The organism is Hyalangium sp. (assembly GCF_045802625.1).
In the GTDB taxonomy this organism is placed as follows: Bacteria; Myxococcota; Myxococcia; order Myxococcales; family Myxococcaceae; genus Hyalangium.
This window is the reverse complement of sequence record NZ_JBJMQP010000059.1, coordinates 12,029-30,758: the sequence shown is the minus strand read 5'-3', so window position 1 is coordinate 30,758 and position 18,730 is coordinate 12,029. Positions and strand designations below refer to the sequence as shown.

Sequence of the window (18,730 nt, the reverse complement as noted above, 5' to 3'; positions counted from 1 at the left end):
TAGGCCAGGTCGAAAGTAGTAGCTCTCTGACTGGATCTTTCGACTCGCACTTCCGACACGCGCTTCCACAAAGGCTTTGAGCTCGCGTCCCTCATCTGCCCACTTCACCATTAGTAGTACATCCGCGTAGGCCAGCGAGCGCTGCCGAGGCCCGACGTAGTTCACCCATCGCTGCTCGCGCGGTCTGTGGTCGGGCGGCTGCAATGCAAGTTCGTGCCGGGAGCGAAGAAAGCGGAAATCATCGAGCGTTCCCATGCCGCACTTGGCCGTTCGTGCTGCGGACTCGAATCTAGGAAGCTGGCGAAACATCACTCGGAGCCGGTCACTCACCCAGTACGCCATTGGACTGCCAGGAATAGCGCCGAAAGAATCCGGATCACGTTCAAAGACTCGCTCCTTACCTCCACGCCTTGTTGTGCTCCGAAGCGCGACGATACTGCCGTGAAGTACCGAGGACTTCTCCTCCACGGGGACATCCAAGACCCGAAGGAATGTCGTCACGATCGAGCCTCCAGACAGTAGGCAGCTGTTTCGACCATGGCACCGTCGAGTACACCGTGCCCAAGGTCAGCAAAAATGATCGGCGGCGCTTGCGTGAGCAGGACTTCCTCCCGCCATTTCTGAAAGCTGGTTAGGAAGAACCCTGTACGCGAGGTGATGGCTCCGAGTCTTCCACGCGACGAGAGCATCTCAATCCCGCGCTCAACAAACGCGGCGTACACATCGTTCTTCGTTCGCGGGTATGCTCTCTCGAAGTCCGCCTTCGCTCGCGTGCTACCCGCGCCGAAGGGCGGATTCATCAACACAACATCGAACCTCCGTTCGGCTACCGAAAGGAGTCCTATGCCTTGGGCTGCATCGTCGGCGAAAAGGCGCTTGCGCGCGCTCGCACTGCCTTCCTCCGCGAGGAATCGCGCGAGCGCGGCGCGAATCCGTTCCTCATGAGGCGCGAAGAGATCCCCGGTCTGACCGCGCTTCGAAGTTCGCGCTACGTGCTTCTCGATGCGAAGCAAAAAGCCCATGTCGCCTGCCAGTCCAAGCGCATCGACGAGCCCCATGAATACCCGCCCGAGTTCGGCATCGCCAAGGCGGGCAACGAACTCCTTGGCGAGGTGCGCGTCTGCTACCAGCGGCTCAGCCACGACGATGTTAGAACGGCGAATCAGCGTTCGCCCACCTCGGGCGACGCCCATGTCGAGAAACGCGCGCTGCGCCCGCATCCAGAGCGCGAGCTGCGCGATTTGCGCGCAGCGCGGGTCAATGTCCACGCCGTGGAGATTGTGCGCGAGGATGAGCCCCGGGACGGCCTTCCGAAGCGCATCGAGGCTCGGGTAGTCCTCTGCGAGTGTCTTGCCCGTTGCTTCGCTCTTTGGGCTCTCCGGGTCGGCGTAGGCCTCCTCGTAGATCGTGAGCAACAGGTCGAAGGCGTAGAGCAGGAAGTGGCCGCTGCCACACGCCGGGTCGAGCACGCGCAGGTCGCGCGGGTCCTTCTTCGCGCGCGGAGCGAACACCTCGCCGGGCTTCCTGACCATGTACTCGCAGCGGTCAGCGAGCATTGTGTTCGTGCCGCGCATCTCGTACCAGATGCGCCCGAGCGTGTTGTCGGCGAGAAACTGAACCACGTAGCGCGGCGTGAAGAACTGGTTGCGGACGGCCAACTCGCGGCTGTTCCGCGGGACTTGGCTCTCCTCGCGCATCTTCTTACGCTCGTCCTGGCCGTTGAAGAACTGGTAGACCCAGCCGATCGTCTCGTCCTCGCCCCACACGCGGGCGAGTTCGGTGGCGTTCAGGATCTCGAGGAGTTGCTCGAAGGTCGTGCGCTTCGGCCAGAGCACGCCCGACGGATCGCGCCGGTCGAAGAGCACCTTCACCTCGGTCGACAGCTCGTCGAAGAGCGACTCGATGTAGAGCCGATAGCCCGCGCTGTCGGGCAGGAGCGGCAGGCCGGGAGCCATGCCGCAGAACTCGCGGTAGCCCGCCGACTGCTCGCCCTTCGTGATGCACTCCTGCACCAGCTCGCGGGCCTCAAGCATCTTCAAGGCGACGAAGCGGTTGAGCGTGGTGAACGCGGCGTCGCGCAGGTAGTCGGCGACCGAATCAGCGGCGCTCATCCCGGCGGCGCGCTTGTGCTCGATGGCAGCGACGATGCGCTCACGCTGGAACGATTGGCGGGCCGAGAGATGACCTCCGGCCTTGGCGGCAAGCTTGCCGTCGCGGTGCACGTCGAAGTCGCCCTCGAGTTGCACGGCAAAGTCCTCCTCGAGGAGCTTCCGCGCTCGCTGGGTGGCGCGTTCGATGGCGTTGCGTGTGTCCTTGTCCATCAGGTCTTCCCCGCTTGGGCCAATGGGTTCGTTGGTGCAGGCGCCTCCGGATATCGCTCTGCGAACCACCGCACCCGCGCCACGCCGTCTGTTGGCGAATCGGTGGTGGGGGCGTGGAGATGCCGGCCGAGCTTCGGAAGGAGAAGCACTAGAAGGAGGTCCGAAGAATTCGGATCGAGAGTGAAGCGCGAGTCTCCTTGAGCCTCGAGTCGACGCGAGAACGCATCGAGGGCGGCGCGGCCGGCGTCTGTCAGCGGCTCGGGCAACACGAGGAGCCGACGGATGCTGTCAGGGCTTACGAGGCGAATCGGCTGCAGAGCCTCGAAGAGAGCACCTGCGTTGCGGCCGAAGTCGACGCCCGGGAACCAGCCACGGAGACGAGCCACGAAGTCGTAGACGTCCGCAAACGCACCGCCCTGCTCGCGCTGCCGGCGCTCGGTTTCGGCGAAGAGACTTGAGATGGTGCCGTCGCCCATCCGGACCGATTGACCGAGCATCACAAGAAAGTTCCGCTCTTGGTCTGAAAGCACTCCGGCAGCCGGCTTGTAGCCTAGATCGTGTTCGATCTCGTTCCAGACGTGCGCCATCATGCTGCACACCTGCACCTCGCACGGCACGTCCATCACGTTCGCGTAGGTGCCCACTCCGTCCGCAGTCGTGAGAAAGACCTCGACGTGGCTGGCCCGGTAGAAGTTGTTGGGGTCGTCGCGGTTCTTATCCTTGCGCTCGTGGATCGGAGGCTGGCCGCTGGCGTCGATAAACCGCTTGCAAACGAGCTGCACGACCTGGTCCTCATGACGCTGTTCGTACGTGGCGACCCGGACGGCGGCGAGGTCGCGGATTTGGTCGAACACCGCATCGACGTCGGGGAACGACTTCTTGCCGGTCGCCGCGAAGCGACGCAGCTTGCCCTCCAGACTCTTCGTGCTCTTCGCCCGTGACGTCACCTGAGCGCGGATGGCGTTGCCTTCGACGATCTCCGAACGGCAGATTTCGGCCACGCGCGCAGCGAGCTTCAGGTAACGGTCGTACTCGCGGTGGTACCGCTGCACAGCCTTCTTGATGGTGTCGTCTGAGATCGTCATGGCGCGCTACTGGATGAAGACCTTCTTGCCAGCACCGATGAGCCGGGCGCACTCCTCGCGGATACCGTCGAGCGCCGCATCGAGCTGATCCTCGGACTCAATGCCTCCGGCGAAGTAGCTCGCGACGCTCACCGTAACGACGCGCTCGCCGTCGATGAGCCGGTTGAGCTCCGCGAGCGCGGCCCGGAGGCGGCCCTCACAGGCGTCGCGGTCCGACCGCAGCTGAGGGATTGGGACCGGCTCGACATCCCGTTTACGGAGCAACTCGAAGGGTGCGGCGAGGCGCTCTCGCGCTGGCTGGAGGCGTTCCTGGTCTTCCTTGGTGAGACCTAGCCAGGCCGACGCCTTGGCGAACCGATCAAATGCGTCCTCATAGGCGGTGGCGCGTGCCTCCAGTGCATCATCGAAGCGGCGGCTGTACTCGGCCTCGATAGCCTTCGTGTGCTGCTCGATGGCCGGAAGCTCCTTGAAGAACGTTTCGCGGGCGAGCAGGTCTTCGAGCGCCGCCGCGCGCGTGCGCAGGCCATCGGAGATGTCTGGCTCCTGGCTCAGGAAGCTCCAGAGACTCGCCTGCGCCTTGCGCGCGCGCTCGAGGTCATGGAGGCGCGGCTCGTTAAGCACCTGCTCGAGCTCGACGGCACGCTTGATGGCGTCCTTGATGGCTCGGTGGCTCGTGTTGAACGTCGCGATGGCGTTGTCCTCGGAGCCCCGGAGGATGGCCTTCATCTGGCCGATGGCGCCGTCGAGAACCGCGCCGCCCGGCAGGCGATGCGTGGCGAGCGTCGCAAGCGCCGACGTGACGGTGTCTTCGTTGCGCGCGACCTCCTTGCGCAGCTCGGCGACGATGGCGCCGGCGTTCAGCTCCTTCACCTCGCTGCCGAAGGTGTCGCGGAAGGCCTCGGAGGCTTTCACCAGCTCCTCGAACTCGATGCCCTTCTTCGGGCGGAACGACGCTTGGCGGAACAGGTTGTTGTTCGAGAAGGTGTCACGCGCCTCGACGCCCGTGACGGTGTCGAGCGTCTGCCCCTTGCTTGTCGCCTCGATCTTGCCGGCGCGCAGCAGCGAGAGCACCAGCAGGCGCACGACCTCGAAGTCCCAGCCGAACGGCTCCTTGGCGAACTCGTCGGTGAGGTAGCGGCCGCTCGCGGTGTCGCCGTAGTTGGCACGCTCCTCGATGCGGTCGAGCACTTCCTTCAGCGGGCCGCTCTCTGCGCGGAAGACGGTCTTGCCCTTCTCGTCGCGAAGGAGACCGAGGCCGCCGAACACGCTCGGCAGGCCCTGGAGGTTCTCAGCCGTGAAGAGCGCGTCGGTGCCCTTCTTCACGTCCGTCGCCTTGGCGGCGGCCTCCTTGAAGCGGTCGAACACCTCGGGCAACACCTGCCCGAGCACTTCGGCGGCGGTCTTGCCCACGTCGACGGCGCGCTCGGTGGGGCTGCGGTCGTTGCCTCGGAAGTAGATGCGGCCCGAGAGGCACGCCGCGCGCAGGAGGCGGCGAAGCTCACCCTCGTGGCGGCGCAGGCGAACGCGCTCCTCGGCGATGAGGGCGGGCGTGTCCTCGCCCTTTACGTCTCGTTCCTTTCTCGCGAGCATCTCCTTGCTGCGGAACAGCTCGACGGTCTCGCGGTCGATCGCGTCGGTGAGGCCGATAGCCCAAAAGACGTGTTTGCGCTCCTGCTGGCTGCGCGTGCGCAGCTCGGCGGCGAGCGACTCCAGCTCCTTGCCGTCCTCGGCGAGGTGGACCTGGAACATCATGTCGCCGCTCGTCACTTCGCGGCCGTGTATGGCGAGGCCTGCCTTGAAGGTCTTGGTGTCGAAGAGCGTGTGCGACGGCTGCGGCTGCCAGAACCCCGACAACACCTCGGAGTAGAGGCGGTGCGAGTCACCGGGCTTCGGGCTGATGCCATTGCGCAGGCGCTCCCAGTCGTCCTCTGCTGGCGTCGGGATGCGATAGCCGTCGTCGCCGTGGCGGACCTTGTGGGCCGCCTCGAGCTCGCGGAGCGCCTCTTTCACCGAGGCGAGCTGCGAGTCGCCGCTCACGCTTGGGTGGAGCGCGGCCGCGATGTTCTCAGCGCTGCGGTGGACGCTCTTCACATACTGCAAGAGGCAGATGACCTTGGCGACGGGCTGCGCGAGCGGGTGGTTCAGCTCCTTCGAGATCGCGGCGATCTTCGCGCGCACCTCTGAGCCGATGTTGCCCTCGACAAGGTCGTAGACCTGATCGAGCCGCACGAGGTCTCCGAGCTTTCCGTCGGCGAGGTTCACTGCCGGGTTGATGAGGAGCTGCTGCGCGAGCTTGATGATGGTGCGGTTCGCGCCGCCAACGTGCTTGCTCGCGCCGCCCTGCGTGCGGAGGCCCGAGACGACCTGGATGATGAGATCGATCTGATAGGGCAGCAGCGGGTAGAGGTCGATGAAGGCCTCGCGCGACAGCTCGGGGAGCTTGATGTCGGCTGTAAGCCGGGTGTGCTCGGTGAGCCGTCCTCGGTGCTCATCGAAGAGCTTTCCGAGTGCGGCCTGCGCGCCGGAGTTCTTCGAGAGCACGCGGCGGCTGGTGACCTCGGAGATGTCCGACGACTCAAGGTGGACCTGCAGCGGGAAGCGGTCCATCAGGCGTGCCAGCTCGATCTTCTTGTCGTCGAGGCCGGAGACGAGCTCGCCGAGCTTCTCCTGCGACGTGACGACGACCCAGTGCTTGCCGCGGCCCTTCAGACCTAGGTTCTGCACGACGGCCTGCAGATCGAGCATCTTCTGGACGTCGCGCGCGACGAACTGGCCCACCTCATCGATCACGAACATGAGCGCGTGGCCAGGTTTCCTGCGCTTCATCAGCTCGCCCGCGCGCTCGGCCAGCTTGCCCGGCGAGATGTCGGCCTTGTTCTTGACGGCCTTCACCCACGAATCGGCGAGTGGGTAGGTGTCGGGGTCGAGGCTGTGGAGCACGCGGCTCGCCTCGGAGAGGGCGAAGGCGACCTTGCCCTTCTCCGTGGCCCAGCCCTTCTTGAACAGGCGCTTGTACTCCTCTTCGAAGCGCGTGAGCTGGCCCTTCTCCTCAAGGCCGATCTCGAGTTCCGAGAGGTCGAGATCCTTTGCGTAGCCGAGGCTCTGGAGAAAGAGCCCGTACATGATCTCGGTGAGCGTCTGGTTGCCGCTGCGGATACCTCGGTCGGTTGACACGTCGAAGATGACCGCGTGGGTCGGGATCTTCTCGTTGATGGCCTTCAGTAGAACGGACAGCTTCTTGTCGCCCGCGCGCTCGGCGAAACGATCGGCGGCGGACTCGCCCGCGACGGTGCGGTTCGCGATTGAGAGGCCGAGCATCTTGGCGAAGCTCGACTTACCGGAGCCGAAGAAGCCCGAGACCCAGATGGCGATGCGCTCGTGCGGCTTGTTCGGTGTCTCGCGGTACGCGTCGAAGATGCTGGTGTAATGCGAGCGAATGGCATCCGTGATGACGTACTCGTTGATCTCGTCGCGGATGATCTCTTCGTCGGTCTGGTCGACCTTGATGACCTCCTCGATGGGACGATGGATGTCCTTGGCGAAGAGCGTCTTGATGGGCGTGGGCGTCGTCATCGTCGGTAGTCCTCAGAAGATCTTCGGGCGGTAGTTGTGCTCCGCGTCGAGCACGCCCATGAAACGGAGGCCTGCCGCGCCATCGAGGTCGCCCGGGTAGAAGAGAACAGTCGGAACGTGGACGCGGCCCTTGAGCTGCTCAAGCAGCGAGAAGGTCCGGTACACGGGGAAGAGCGCCCCGGTGCGCAAGATGAACACGACGTCGCGCAGAGGGTCAGGCTCCTCGGGCATGCGTGCGGCGACGAGATCGACGAGCGGCGCGTACTCAGAGAGGACTGAGTGAACCGTCTCGACGATGGTCTGGACGCCTTGTTCGCGCTCGGCGGCGAACCACTCGTCGAGTGAACGCTGCGAGCGCATCGCAGCGTCGAGGCATTCGGCGAGCGAGATGCGCTTCACGCGCTTTCCCTTCTGGGACAGACGCGTCTCCAGCAGCGTCACCTGCTTGCGCAGGTCGAACTCGTCCTCCGGGTCGTAGCGGAACAGAGCGTACGGCATGTCGTGGTACGCGCTGATGCGCTGCCTGGGATCGGGCAGCTCGAGCACGGGCTCGAGGCTTTGCTTGATGCGGTGTTCGAGGTCGCTCATGCAACCATCCTCTCGGCGTACTCGCAGGTGCTCGTGCAGGGTAGAGAGAGCTGCACGAGGCTGCCGGCGACCTGGTATTCGAGCTTGCGGTATTGGTGCAGGCGTAGAAGCTCGTGCTCGACGTCGGCCGGGCGCATGAGGAACAAGCGCCACTCGGGCGACGCGATGACCTTGCTGGGGGCCAGCTTCTCGTCGCGCATCGCGTGCAGGAGGTAGAGAAAGCTCTTCTCCGGCAGGTGGAACGAGACGAACTCCTTGGTGATGGAGCCGCGCAAGAGGCCGAAGTCCACGGCGATCTTGAGAAGGCCCGCCGCGACGCGCTTCGTCGTCTGCACCGACCACGCGTGCTCGGTGGTCGCTCCGCGCCTGGCGATGCTTCCGAGGTAGCCCTCGACGTCTTCGGTGCGGACGCGGAACGTGCCGCCGTCGTAGGCGGCGAAGAGCCAGGTCTCGATGAAGTCGCGAACGAGGAACTCGTCGCGCGTCAGGTGCCAGAGCAAGAGGGGCCGCCACTCGTCGAGGGGGAAGCCGTGCTTGGCGAGGAGCACGAGAGGCTTGTCGCGTCCAGCGGGCTCGAAGCGGCGGTTCAGTACCTTGGCGACGTCACGCAGCCAGGTCGCGCTGCTCGCGCCGATGAAGTTCTCGTGGCGGAGGCGATCGAGGTTCTCGCGCTTCGAGCACTCGAAGTCCCACGCCGCGAAGACGGCGTAGGTCTCTTCGATCATCGCGCCCTTCACCACGGTGAAGGACGACGCGACGTTCGCGCGCGAGGACGACGTCACGCTTCCGCCCTCCGTGCGTAGGGGACGGCCAGCGCGCTGGGCTCGCCACGGGCGAAGCCGAGGGCGAGGAGCGCCACGTCGTCGTCGGTTCCGGAGAATAGCCCGGGCAGCGGTACTGCGCGGCCTTCCGCCGAGCGGCGAAGGCGGGCGTAGGCATCGAGGTCGCGGTCGCTCACGACCTCGAACGCGCGCAGGATCGCGATGAGTTCGTTGCCCTGGATGCTTTCGAGCTTCTCGAAAAACGCAGTCCAGTCCGATGCGTTGTCGAGCCAGTACTCCCAGCGTGCGTCGAACTCCTCCTCCGTAGCCTCCGGCAGGCGCCACAGGGTCACGCAGCCAGGGGGATCGAACACTTCGGTGCAGCGGTGCGCGGCGACAGCGAAGACGGATCGGGCCTGGGCGAAGCGGTGAGTGCGCGGGAAGCCTCGCCGAAGCGCGGCGGCGCCGAGGCGACCGAGCTGGCCCTTGGTATTCCACCACTTGACGAGATCCATCTCGCCGAATCGCGCGACCAGAAGGCGAAGCTTCAAGAGACGGTCGAGGTCGATCGCAGGCGCCGTCATCGAGCTTCCCCCTTGTCCGCACCGTCATTGTGAGCGTCGACCCCACCAGCACGGACCCACTCGTCGACCTCGGACAGCGCCCCCCCAAGGTGCCTCGCGACGTTCTCAACTGAGGCCCAAGGCCCTGTCGTCATCGACTCCCTCCGGTCGGGTGAAGCCCCCCTGCGCATTGGGGCAGGGTAGCCGGACCAAGCTATGCCCCAAAGGCTCGATTAGAGTCGAAAAACAAAAAAGGTAAGGTATCAACCTACCCCAGCAGCACCCGCCAAGCTGCCCGCTGCTCCGCCCAGTTCCCGGCATGGGCCACAATTCGGAGGGCGCGCTCGCTGAGCGGCTCCACGCCGTCCACCGCCTCCAGTTGGAGCACCTGGTCCCGCCGCGTCAACCTCGCCGTCGGCACGCCGTTCCTGTTCAAGCTCAAGAGCCCCTACAACGCCATCGCCGGCTTCGGCTGGTTCGCCAGGTTCACTCTCCTTCCCGACTGGCTGGCCTGGGAGACGTTCGGTGAGGCCAACGGCGTCGAGAGCCTCACCGCGCTCCGCAGCCGCCTCCAGCGAATCCAGGAAGGGGCGCGTATTGAGGCCGACCCCGCAGGCCGCATCGGGTGCTGCCTGATCGCCGAGGCCCGGTTCTTCAAGCGGGAGGACTGGGTGAGCCCTCCGAGTGATTGGTCTCCCCGGACCCAAACGGGGGCGACCTATGAGCTCTCCCGCGGGGAGGGGCTTCGCATCTGGCAGACATGTCTGGCTCGCGCCGCTCCCGGCTTCGACCCAGCCGCGCTTCCCATGGTGGCGGAGGCTCCCCGCTACGGAGCACCCAGCGTGTACCGGCCCAGGCTCGGCCAGGGCATCTTCCACGTCGAGGTTCTCGATGCCTACGGGCGAGCCTGTGCCGTGACTGGCGAGCACTCGCTGCCTGTGCTCGAGGCTGCGCACATCCGGCCGTACTCCCAAGGAGGAGCGCACCTCGTGGAGAACGGACTCGCCTTGCGCACCGACCTGCACCGCTTGTTCGACAAGGGCTACGTCACCGTGGATGAGAACCACCGGTTCGTCGTGGGGCGCAGGCTCAAGGAGGAGTTCGAGAACGGGCGCTCCTATTACGGACTCCACGGGCATCCGCTCCACCTGCCAGCGGCGCAGGACTTCCACCCCTCCTCCAGCGCCCTCGCCTGGCACCGCGAGCAAGTCTTCCTGGGCTGAGCCCCTCTTCCCGCCATCCTGGAACGACACAGTCCGGGCTCAAGGCCATTTCTTCTTCTGACCAGTCAGACATGGCCCCCCAAACGGCCCCGTGTCTGATGAGTCAGCGCCGGGACCCTCGCTTCGCAGCGGTGCTGGTACGCACGCGGGCCCCAGCCGCCGCCACAGCCTCCGCTTTCTGCGGGCTCTCCACCATGCGCGTGATTCGTTCGAGGCACTGCCGGGCGGTGCGCAGCCGCTCGGGCAGTGCCACCGCGAGGTTCCACGTGGGCCTCAGCGTCCGGATCCCGATGCGCGCGATGTGACCCGCCAGCAGGCACCGCAGATCTCCCTGCGTGATCTTCACGCCCGCGGCTCGCATCGCGACGGAGTCTGCTTCGAGCGCCTCCCGGCATTCGGAGCCCACTCCCAGCGGCATCTCGATCTGGGCTCCCTTGGCGCGGCGGCTCGAGGCCGGCTTGCGACAGACAAAGACGGAATCGAGGATCGATGACCCCGTCCCCGCGATGTGCAACGAGGCCGTCATCTCCGCGGCGGCGGGCAGCGTCGCCGTGCAGTCGAGCTCCGCGTCGAGAATCGCCACCACCAGCGGCAGGTACGCGACCGGATCGTTGTGATGGTACGTGAAGACGAACGGCCCCCCGGGCTTGAGGGCACTCGCGAAGTGCCGAAACACCTCCGAGATGCCACCCGCGAAGTGCTCGATTCCCCTGCCTAGGGTCTCGTTCCCGGTGAGCTCATCCGCCGAGCGCGTGCTCTGATTCGCGAAGGATTTCTCTTCGCCTCGGAGGGCCTGCCGCAGCCACGCAAAGCAGAAGTCGATCAGCTCCGCGTACTGGACGTTGTCGAAGTACGGCGGGTCCGTGAAGACGCCGTCGAGGGAGTTCTTTTGCAGGGGTGCGCTCTGCGAGGGCGCGTTCACCAGGAACGCCTGCTTCTTCGTCTTGCTGCTCGGCTGCCGCTGGACGAACTCCGCCTCGATCGTCTCGCCGACGATCGGGACGAGCTCCTTCTTCTTTCCCGAGTGGCGGGTCTCGAACGGGGCGCGGCAGTACTGCTTCGCTCGGGCGTACTTCTCCACGAAGTGGCGAAACGAGCCCGCTCCGGCCTCGGCGATCCCCAGCAGGCTGTTCTCGCACTGGACGAGCCCCACCGGAAAGCCGTGCACGCTGAAGATGTCCTGGCACTTCAGCGCGTAGGTGTCGTAGCGGCACAGCATGTTCTGGTACCGCAGCGTGTCCGAGAAGACGGTCAACAGCGCGTGTCTCACCGACACATCGCGAGTCCGCTGGATGCGTTGCAGGAGCAACCCCAGCCCCAGGAGCTGCCGCGCTCCGAACATCTCCCGGTACCGCCGATAGCCCCAGCGATGAAGCCGATCGCTCTCGTCTCCAGGAGGGATCTCATCCGCGGGAATCGGCAGGGCCGCCTCGGTGCTCTCGAGGCGCCGCTCCGCCTCCTTGAACCTCGAGAGGTCCTGCCGGTCCGGCCGCTTGAACTGCCGTCCTGGCTGGGACGCGTAGCACTTCTCGCAGTGGTACTCGATGGCCCACATGCGGTGGACCGGTGCGCTCGAGAAGCTCCCCATCGAGAAGGTCTGGCGGCACGCGCGGCACTCCACCTTCTTGCGCGACACGTTGCCTTCGATGTGCACCGAGTGCCCGCAGGAGCCGCAGGGGGCAGGCTGCTCGCGCGTCGGCGGCGTCTCGTATTCGTTCAGCGCACCGCAGCCCGCGCAGGCGAGCACGTGTCGCGGGTGCCGCTCGGCCTCCGCCAGGCGATAGCCGGGGAACAGATCGTTGATCTCGCCGCAGTGCGAGCAGGGGGCGGTCTTCACCCAGAGGAAGTACTTGACGTTCGCGGTCCCCCCACAGCACTCGCACTTCGTCTGGTACAGGGTGCCCACTTCGGACTCGAGCTCTTCCACCACCTTCGCCGCCTCGGCGGTGAAGGCGTCGAGATCGAGCGGCGCGAGGCTCTGGCGGACAATCCAGTGCGCCATCGGGTTGATGTCGCACGCGACCACATGAAACCCGAGGCGATTGGCCTCGTAGACGGGCGTGCCGCCGCCCATGAACGGATCGCCGATCACCCCCGTGAGGCGGTGGGCCTTCCAGAACGTGTCGCGCAACGGGCCACGGCCGAACTCGGCCAGCATCAGCGAGCGGAAGACGGTCCCAGGCCGCCGCGCGAACCACTTGTGGACCCCGATCACCGGCCGGTAGCTCTGCTGGATCTGCTTCTCTCGAAGGGCGAGCTCGGCTGCGAACGTCGCGTCGAACACGGCCTCGAGCCCAGTGAGCGGGGGTGCTTTCGCAGCTGCTGCGCGTCGCGTCATAGAGGTGGAGGGAACTCCCGGCGCGCATGCTACCATCCCGCCCAAGAGCCTGAAGCGACGTGCGGTGTTGGCGCCGATCGCCTTGGGGTTAGCCCTAGCTCGCTAGAGGCCGGGGCGTGCACGTCCGTACAATTTCGTGCATGGCTCCGCACTCCAGACTGCTCGTCCTCGTTGCCTCCGCCGTGGTCGGGTTGTCTTCTGCCATCGCGCTCGCGGGCAACCCCTCCAACCCCATCCTCTTCGTCACGCAGGTCCCCATGCCGGAGGAGGTGAACTCGCGCACCGTCTCCGAGAGCTACCAGTCCTGTGTCTCACCGTTCAGCAATCACCTCGCGGACACCGCGCATGCCGGGCGCGGCGGCTCGCTCTTCGTCCGCTTCAGCAACGGCCAGCTCGTGGATCTGCTCTCCGTCGCGGACTGGAGCGCGATCCCCGGCGGCAAGCCCGCCGCCAACACCCTCGCCGTGCGAAACCCCAGCGTCACCTGGACCGCCGACAAGGCCCTGTTCAGCATGGTCATCGGCGCGCCGAGCGGCCCCGCCGACACCACCCCGTTCCTCTGGCAGCTCTACGAGCTCACCCTCCCCACCCAGGCCCAGCTCAACGCCAACGTGAAGCCGGTGCTCACCAAGGTCGCCAACCAGCCGCCCTACAACAATGTGTTCCCCACCTACGCGCTCGGAGGGAAGATCGTCTTCGCCAGCGACCGGCCCTACAACGGCCAGGCTCACCTGCTCCAGCGCGAGGAGTACCTCGGCCTGCCCACCGTCAGCGGGCTGTGGAGCCTGGATCCCAGCAACGCCGGCTCGCTCCAGCTCCTGCACCACTCGCCCAGTGGCGCGTTCTCGCCCGAGATCGACAGCTCTGGACGGCTCATCTTCACCAACTGGGATCACCTCTCGCGCGATCCCGAGGCCGTCACCGACTCGCGCAACGGCAACACCGCGGCGCCCTACAACGAGACCTTCACCCAGACCTTCAATGGCTCGGGCAACTTCGCCGACGAGTCCTCGAGCGCGGCGTTCACCCAGGTCACCGCCATGGCTGCGAACACCTGGGACATCTTCCCCGAGCCTCGCAACTTCGACCATGTGACGCTCATTGACGTCTACGGAGACACCCTCAACGGGCTCGCCACCAACATCTTCCTGCCGTGGATGATCAACCTTGATGGCACCAACGGAGAGCTCCTCAACCACGTGGGCCGCCATGAGGTCGGCGGGTTCATCGCCAAGAACTTCAAGAACGACACCAATGTCGTTGACCTGAACCCGAGCGTGAACCCGGGCTATGGCGGCATGGGGGCGCGCCCCTTCTTCAACAACTTCATGGCCGCCCGCGAGGATCCGCTGCACCCGGGGACGTTCTACGGCAGCGACGCCGCGGATCTCGGCACTCACGGCGCGGGGCAGATCGTCCGGCTCAACAACGCGGGCACCAATGCCTCTGGCGCACCGCTGAACCCCGACAACATCACCGTGACGTACATCACCCCGGGCGCCAATGGCGCGTCCAAGCCGGCCTTCATCCCCACGGTGAAGCCGAGCATCAACCTGCCCCCCACCGGCCAGTCCCCGCTGTCCGCCTCCAACGCCGAGACGCTCTACCGCACGCCCGTGCCGCTCGCCGATGGGAACCTCATTGCCTCGCACGTGGGCAACGTCACGCAGACCGATTACAACAGCGGCACCGCCGCTCAGCCCGCGTCGTTCTACGCGTTCCGGCTGAAGTCGCTGAAGCTCTCCGGCTCGACGTACGTGCCGGACGTGACGCTGACCCCGGGCATCTCCCTCAACACGAGCTACTACGTGGGCTCGACGCTCGTGAGCTACAACGGCACGGCGTGGGAGCTCGATCCCGTGGAGATCGCCCCGCGCACGCCACCGGCCGCCGCCACTTCCAGCATTGATCCCATCGAGGCCGGAGTCTTCGCCACGGCCGGAGTCCACCTCCCCACATTCCAGAACTACCTGCGCTCGATCAACGCGGCGCTCAGCGTGAGCCGCAACGTCACCAAGCGCGACCTGCACGACCGGCAGCAGCCGTTCAACTTGAAGGTCGCCTGGTCCAGCACCCAGGCCACCGGCGCCAGCGGCACGGTCTACAACGTCGCGTGGATCCAGTTCCTGCAAGCCGATCTGCGCCGCGGCTACCTCCTGGGCGGGGGCACTCCCGCTCCGGGCCGGCGCGTGGTGGCCACCCCGCTGCATGACACCTGGACGCAGAACGTCCAGACGGCGGGGGCCCCGCCGGGAGCCTTGCGCCTGGGCGATGATGGCTCCTTTGCCGCGATCGTGCCCGCGGGGAAGGCGCTGACGTGGCACCTGCAGAACAACGACACGGCCAAGACCAGCTATGTGAAAGAGCGCTTCTGGGTCACCTTCCAGCCCGGAGAGATCCGCACCTGCGCGAACTGCCACGGCATCAACACCTCGGATCAAACAGGCACCGTCGCCAGTCCGGTGGGCAAGCCCACCAATCCGCCGCAGGCGCTCCTGACGCTGCTGCAGTCCTGGAAGACGAACCACCCGCCCGGCTCCCTCCAGCACACGGCCTCGGCGGTGAGCGTCTCCAACAGCGCGGACAGCGTGACGCTCACCGTCAGCCGCACGGGCGGAAACACCGGCCCGGTCTCCGTGGACTACTCGACCGTCGACGGCACCGCGCAGGCGGGCAGCGACTACGCGGCCACGAGCGGCACCCTGAGCTGGGCCGACGGCGACACGGCGCCGAAGACGATCACCCTCCAGTTGCTCAACAATCCCCTCCTCGGCTCGGCCAAGACGCTGTCCGTCCCCCTGCGCAATCCGCAGTACGGCTCGCTCGGCACCGTCACCACCGCGACGATCACGGTGAACCCGCTTCAGGGCCAGCTCGACGGCGGTAGCGGTGATGGCGGCACCCCAAGTGACGCCGGAACCGAGAGCGACGCGGGGGCGGGCAGCGATGCCGGCAGCGGCACGGATGCAGGGGTGCAGAGCGATGCAGGGACGGAGCCGAGCGGGCCCGAGTCCTCCGGGTGTGCCTGTCTGGCCGGCTCGGGTGGCCCATCCGCTGCTCCCGAGATGATCGCCATGACGTTGCTGGTGCTGGGCCTGGCGGCGCGGCGCATCCGGCGCGCAGGGGAGCCCTGAGGCGCGAGCGCGCGCCACCCGCGGGGGCCGTACCGCGTGTTACCCGGCCGCGCGGATCTGCTCCACGAAGCGCTGAGCCTCCTCGGGGGCCACCCCGTGCGTGCGGGCCAGGTCCCTCGCGATGCCAGCGGGCTCGTCCCCCGTGCGCAGCAGCATCCTCACGTTGTGCTCGAAGGGCCCGAGGATGCGCAGGGCTTCGTCCCCTGTGGCTACCGCCGAGCGCGGCGCCTGGCTCGGGCTCGGGCTCGCATGGCCCAGCTCGCTCCGCGCTCGCGCGTAGACGATCAGGTTCGACAGCAGGAAGTACCAGGTCATGAAGAACGAGATCGTCCCCCACCACCCCAACGTCAGGTTCCTCAGCGTGTGGTGCCAGAACGCCTTGCTCAGGCAGCCCCGGCACAGCCGCCCCGACGTCGTGTACTGCCGACGCATGAGCAGCATGCCTACGTTGTGATGCAGCTCCACGTATGCTGAGGGCTCGGAGAGAAGACAGGAGTCACATCGCATGCCGGCGCACCATAGCTCACTTCGTCCGCCGTGCACCTGCGCCCGCCGCCCCCGAGCCCCTGCTCAACCCCCGCTCCGGCGCGGCAGCCACACGCGGAAGGTCGTCCCCTCCCCCTCCTCGGAGTGCACCTCGATACGCCCTCCGTGCGCGGTCACGATCTGCCGCGAGATGTAGAGCCCCAACCCCAGGCTCCGGCCCGGCGTCGCCGCGCCCGCCTCCCGGCCTCGGTGGAAGGGCTCGAACAACACCGGGAGCTGCTCGGCCGGAATGGGCGCTCCCTGGTTGTGCACCTCGAAGAGCACCATGTCCCCCTGCCCTCGCACCGTCACCCGCACCGGCGTGTCCTTGGGGCTGTGCTGCACCGCGTTGCCCAGCAGGTTCGCCATCACCTGCGCCAACCGGTCCGGATCTCCCTCCACGTGGACGTCCTCCACGCCTCGCAGCTCGAAGCTGCGCTCGGGGTATGCCGACTGGAGCTCCTCCACCACCTGCCGCGCCAGCTCGTCCAGCTCCACGGGCCTCGGGCTCAAGGGGATGCCGCCCACTCGCGCCTGCGTGAAGTCCAGCAGATCCCGGATCAGCCGGTGCGCCCGGTCCGCCGCCGCGTAGATGCGCATGGCCGCCTTCGCCGTGCGCTCGTCCAGCTCCTCGCGCTTGATCAGCGTCGAGGCCGACAGCGAGATGGCGTTCAGCGGGTTGCGCAGATCATGGCTGACGATGGCCACCACGTCCTCCCGTACCCGCACCGCCTCGCGCGCCTCCTGGAAGAGCCTCGCGTTGTCGATCGCGATCGCCGCCCGGTCCGCCAGGCCCTGCGCCACCACCACCACCGACGGACGGAGCATGCGCCCCGGCTCCTTGGAGACCAGGTTCATCACTCCCTGCATCCGGCCTCGCGCCTTCAGCGGGAGAATGACCGTGGACCGGGGAGCCAGCGCCTCCAGCACCGCCCGGTGCTCCGCGCTCTGCGCCGCGGCGTCCAACCACTGGGGAGTGATGTCCGCCGTGGCGGCCTTCCCCGTCTTCAGCACCTGGGCCACGGGGCTCGTGGAATCGAGCTGGGGCGGGTACCTCATGGTCCGTTGCATGAGCTCCTTGTGCGCGGGCTCTCTCGACAGCACCTCCAGCCGGTGGAGCTGCCCGTCCTCTCCCAGCAGGTCCACCATGCAGAAGTCCGCCAGGTGCGTCACCGCCAGCGAGGCGATGCTCTTCAACGTCGTCTCCATGTCGAGCGACTGCGCCAGCACCGTGCCCGCCTCCACCAGCAGGGCCTGCGCGCGCTCGGCCTCCTTTCGATCGGTGATGTCCGTGGAGATGCCGCCCAGCGCCGCCACCCGCCCGCGCCCTCCGGGCATGGGGAACTTCACGGACAGGAAGGTGTGCGGTCCGTCCTCCTGGGGGAGGGACTCCTCGACCGTCACCGGCACGCCCAGCTCCAGCACCCGGCGATCCGCCTCTATCAGGGGGCGGGCCACCTCCCGGGGCCACAGGTCCTGGCTGGTCCTGCCGAGCAGCTCCTCGCGCGAGCGGTGGAGCAGGGTCGCCAGGTAGCGGTTGGCGAGCACGAAGCGGCCCTCCGAATCCTTTACGTAGATGGCGGCCGGGGCGTGGTCCACGATGGCCTGGAGCCGTGCCTCGCTCTCGCGCAGCCGCTCCAGCAGCTGCGCCTGGACGATCAGCGACGTGGCCCGCTGCCCCATGGTGCGCAGCAATTGCTTGTCGTCATCCGAGAAGTCGTACGCCGTGCGCGAGCCCATGTAGGCCACGCCGATCACCCGCCCCTCATGGATGAGCGGCACGCCGTAGAGCGCGTGGATCCCCAGCTTGCGGGCCAGGGCGCTGCGCACCACCGGATCCATCGCCGCGTCCCGCAGCAGGAGCGGCTCCCGCCGGGCGCCCACCGTGCCCGCGAACCCTTCCCCCATCCGCTCCGAGTACCCCTGGAGCTTCCCCTCCTCGAGCCCGATGGCCGCCCGGACATACAGCGCGTCCTCCTCGTTCCGCAGGAGGATCACCACCGAGTCCACCGCGGCCACCGTCTCCAGCAGCACCGTCATCAGCTGGGGCAGGAAGGTGTCCAGCGCTCCCGTGCCGAGCGCCGCCGAGGACACCCGGTCCAGCGCCTTCAAGGTGCGCTCGCGCGCCTGGGCGAACCGGGAGGCCGAGGCGGCGATGATCTCGTCGATGGCCTGGTCCAGCTGCCGCACCTGCCGGACCGTGATGGCGCTCCCCACCTCCTGCTCCCACAACTCCAGGATGGTGTCGCGCAGGGCGCTCAGCTCCTCGGTCGCCGTGCGCAAGTCGTAGCCCTCGTCCAGCCGCTCCAGCGCATGCTTGTCGGGAAGCTCCTGGAGCAGCGCGTGCTGGGGCCCGGGACAACCGCCGAGGACTTGCGCGATGCGCGCCAGGAGCTGGGGGACATGGTCGCGCAGCACCGCCCCTTGCAAGCGCTCGGCGGCTGGGGAGCTCCGGACACGGCGCTCCCATTCCCGCAGGATGACCGGCAGGCGCTCCTGGATGAAGTCGCATAACCGGAGGCCCTCGTAGGTCGTTCCAGCGCCTGGCTCGTCCATTGAAAGAAGGTAGCCACCCCTCTCGTTCCATTATCCCTGGAGGCAAGGAGCGCGCGCCCTGCC

General features: G+C 66.8%; 12 protein-coding genes. 2 read left to right on the top strand and 10 right to left on the bottom strand.

Annotated features, from left to right (window positions below):
* Positions 1 to 497: 497 nt before the first annotated feature.
* The 7 genes from ACJ8AT_RS12515 to ACJ8AT_RS12485 all read right to left on the bottom strand — a co-directional run bounded on the left by ACJ8AT_RS12515 (position 498) and on the right by ACJ8AT_RS12485 (position 9,333).
* Entirely contained in the window at positions 498 to 2,321 is a 1,824-nt protein-coding gene (locus ACJ8AT_RS12515) for an Eco57I restriction-modification methylase domain-containing protein (protein ID WP_407737933.1), read from the bottom strand.
* Positions 2,321 to 3,406: a GTP pyrophosphokinase family protein gene (locus tag ACJ8AT_RS12510; RefSeq protein ID WP_407737932.1), complete on the bottom strand. Its 1,086-nt coding sequence runs from the start codon at positions 3,404 to 3,406 to the stop codon at positions 2,321 to 2,323. Before ACJ8AT_RS12510 ends, ACJ8AT_RS12515 begins: the two co-directional genes overlap by 1 nt.
* A 6-nt stretch (positions 3,407 to 3,412) precedes the next feature.
* The gene (gene brxC / locus ACJ8AT_RS12505; protein ID WP_407737931.1) at positions 3,413 to 6,979 is read right to left on the bottom strand and encodes a BREX system P-loop protein BrxC; all 3,567 of its coding nucleotides are present in this window, start codon (positions 6,977 to 6,979) and stop codon (positions 3,413 to 3,415) included.
* Between the two features lie 12 nt (positions 6,980 to 6,991).
* Positions 6,992 to 7,567, bottom strand: coding sequence for a BREX protein BrxB domain-containing protein (locus ACJ8AT_RS12500; protein ID WP_407737930.1), 576 nt, complete (start codon positions 7,565 to 7,567; stop codon positions 6,992 to 6,994).
* On the bottom strand, positions 7,564 to 8,349 hold the full coding sequence (locus ACJ8AT_RS12495; RefSeq protein WP_407737929.1) for a BrxA family protein: 786 nt from the start codon (positions 8,347 to 8,349) through the stop codon (positions 7,564 to 7,566). Before ACJ8AT_RS12495 ends, ACJ8AT_RS12500 begins: the two co-directional genes overlap by 4 nt.
* A complete protein-coding gene (locus ACJ8AT_RS12490; protein ID WP_407737928.1) occupies positions 8,346 to 8,912 on the bottom strand; it encodes a BrxE family protein in 567 nt (188 codons plus the stop codon). Before ACJ8AT_RS12490 ends, ACJ8AT_RS12495 begins: the two co-directional genes overlap by 4 nt.
* 247 nt (positions 8,913 to 9,159) lie before the next feature.
* Positions 9,160 to 9,333 carry a hypothetical protein gene (locus ACJ8AT_RS12485; protein WP_407737927.1) on the bottom strand — a complete coding sequence of 58 codons (174 nt, stop codon included), beginning with the start codon at positions 9,331 to 9,333 and terminating at the stop codon, positions 9,160 to 9,162.
* Positions 9,334 to 9,733: 400 nt separating this feature from the next.
* On the opposite strand from ACJ8AT_RS12485, the gene ACJ8AT_RS12480 reads away from it, so the two are divergent.
* A complete protein-coding gene (locus ACJ8AT_RS12480) occupies positions 9,734 to 10,114 on the top strand; it encodes an HNH endonuclease (protein WP_407737926.1) in 381 nt (126 codons plus the stop codon).
* A 103-nt stretch (positions 10,115 to 10,217) separates the two neighbouring features.
* Here the strand turns inward: ACJ8AT_RS12480 and ACJ8AT_RS12475 are convergent, their stop codons facing one another.
* Positions 10,218 to 12,398, bottom strand: a complete 2,181-nt coding sequence (locus ACJ8AT_RS12475; RefSeq protein WP_407737925.1) for a hypothetical protein — start codon at positions 12,396 to 12,398, stop codon at positions 10,218 to 10,220.
* Between the two features lie 194 nt (positions 12,399 to 12,592).
* On the opposite strand from ACJ8AT_RS12475, the gene ACJ8AT_RS12470 reads away from it, so the two are divergent.
* Complete coding sequence (locus ACJ8AT_RS12470) at positions 12,593 to 15,586, top strand: Calx-beta domain-containing protein (protein ID WP_407737924.1); 2,994 nt, start codon at positions 12,593 to 12,595, stop codon at positions 15,584 to 15,586.
* 39 nt (positions 15,587 to 15,625) lie between these two features.
* Here the strand turns inward: ACJ8AT_RS12470 and ACJ8AT_RS12465 are convergent, their stop codons facing one another.
* Both ACJ8AT_RS12465 and ACJ8AT_RS12460 read right to left on the bottom strand, forming a co-directional pair.
* Entirely contained in the window at positions 15,626 to 16,027 is a 402-nt protein-coding gene (locus ACJ8AT_RS12465) for a hypothetical protein (protein ID WP_407737923.1), read from the bottom strand.
* 129 nt (positions 16,028 to 16,156) lie between these two features.
* Entirely contained in the window at positions 16,157 to 18,667 is a 2,511-nt protein-coding gene (locus tag ACJ8AT_RS12460; RefSeq protein ID WP_407737922.1) for an ATP-binding protein, read from the bottom strand.
* Positions 18,668 to 18,730: the final 63 nt, after the last annotated feature.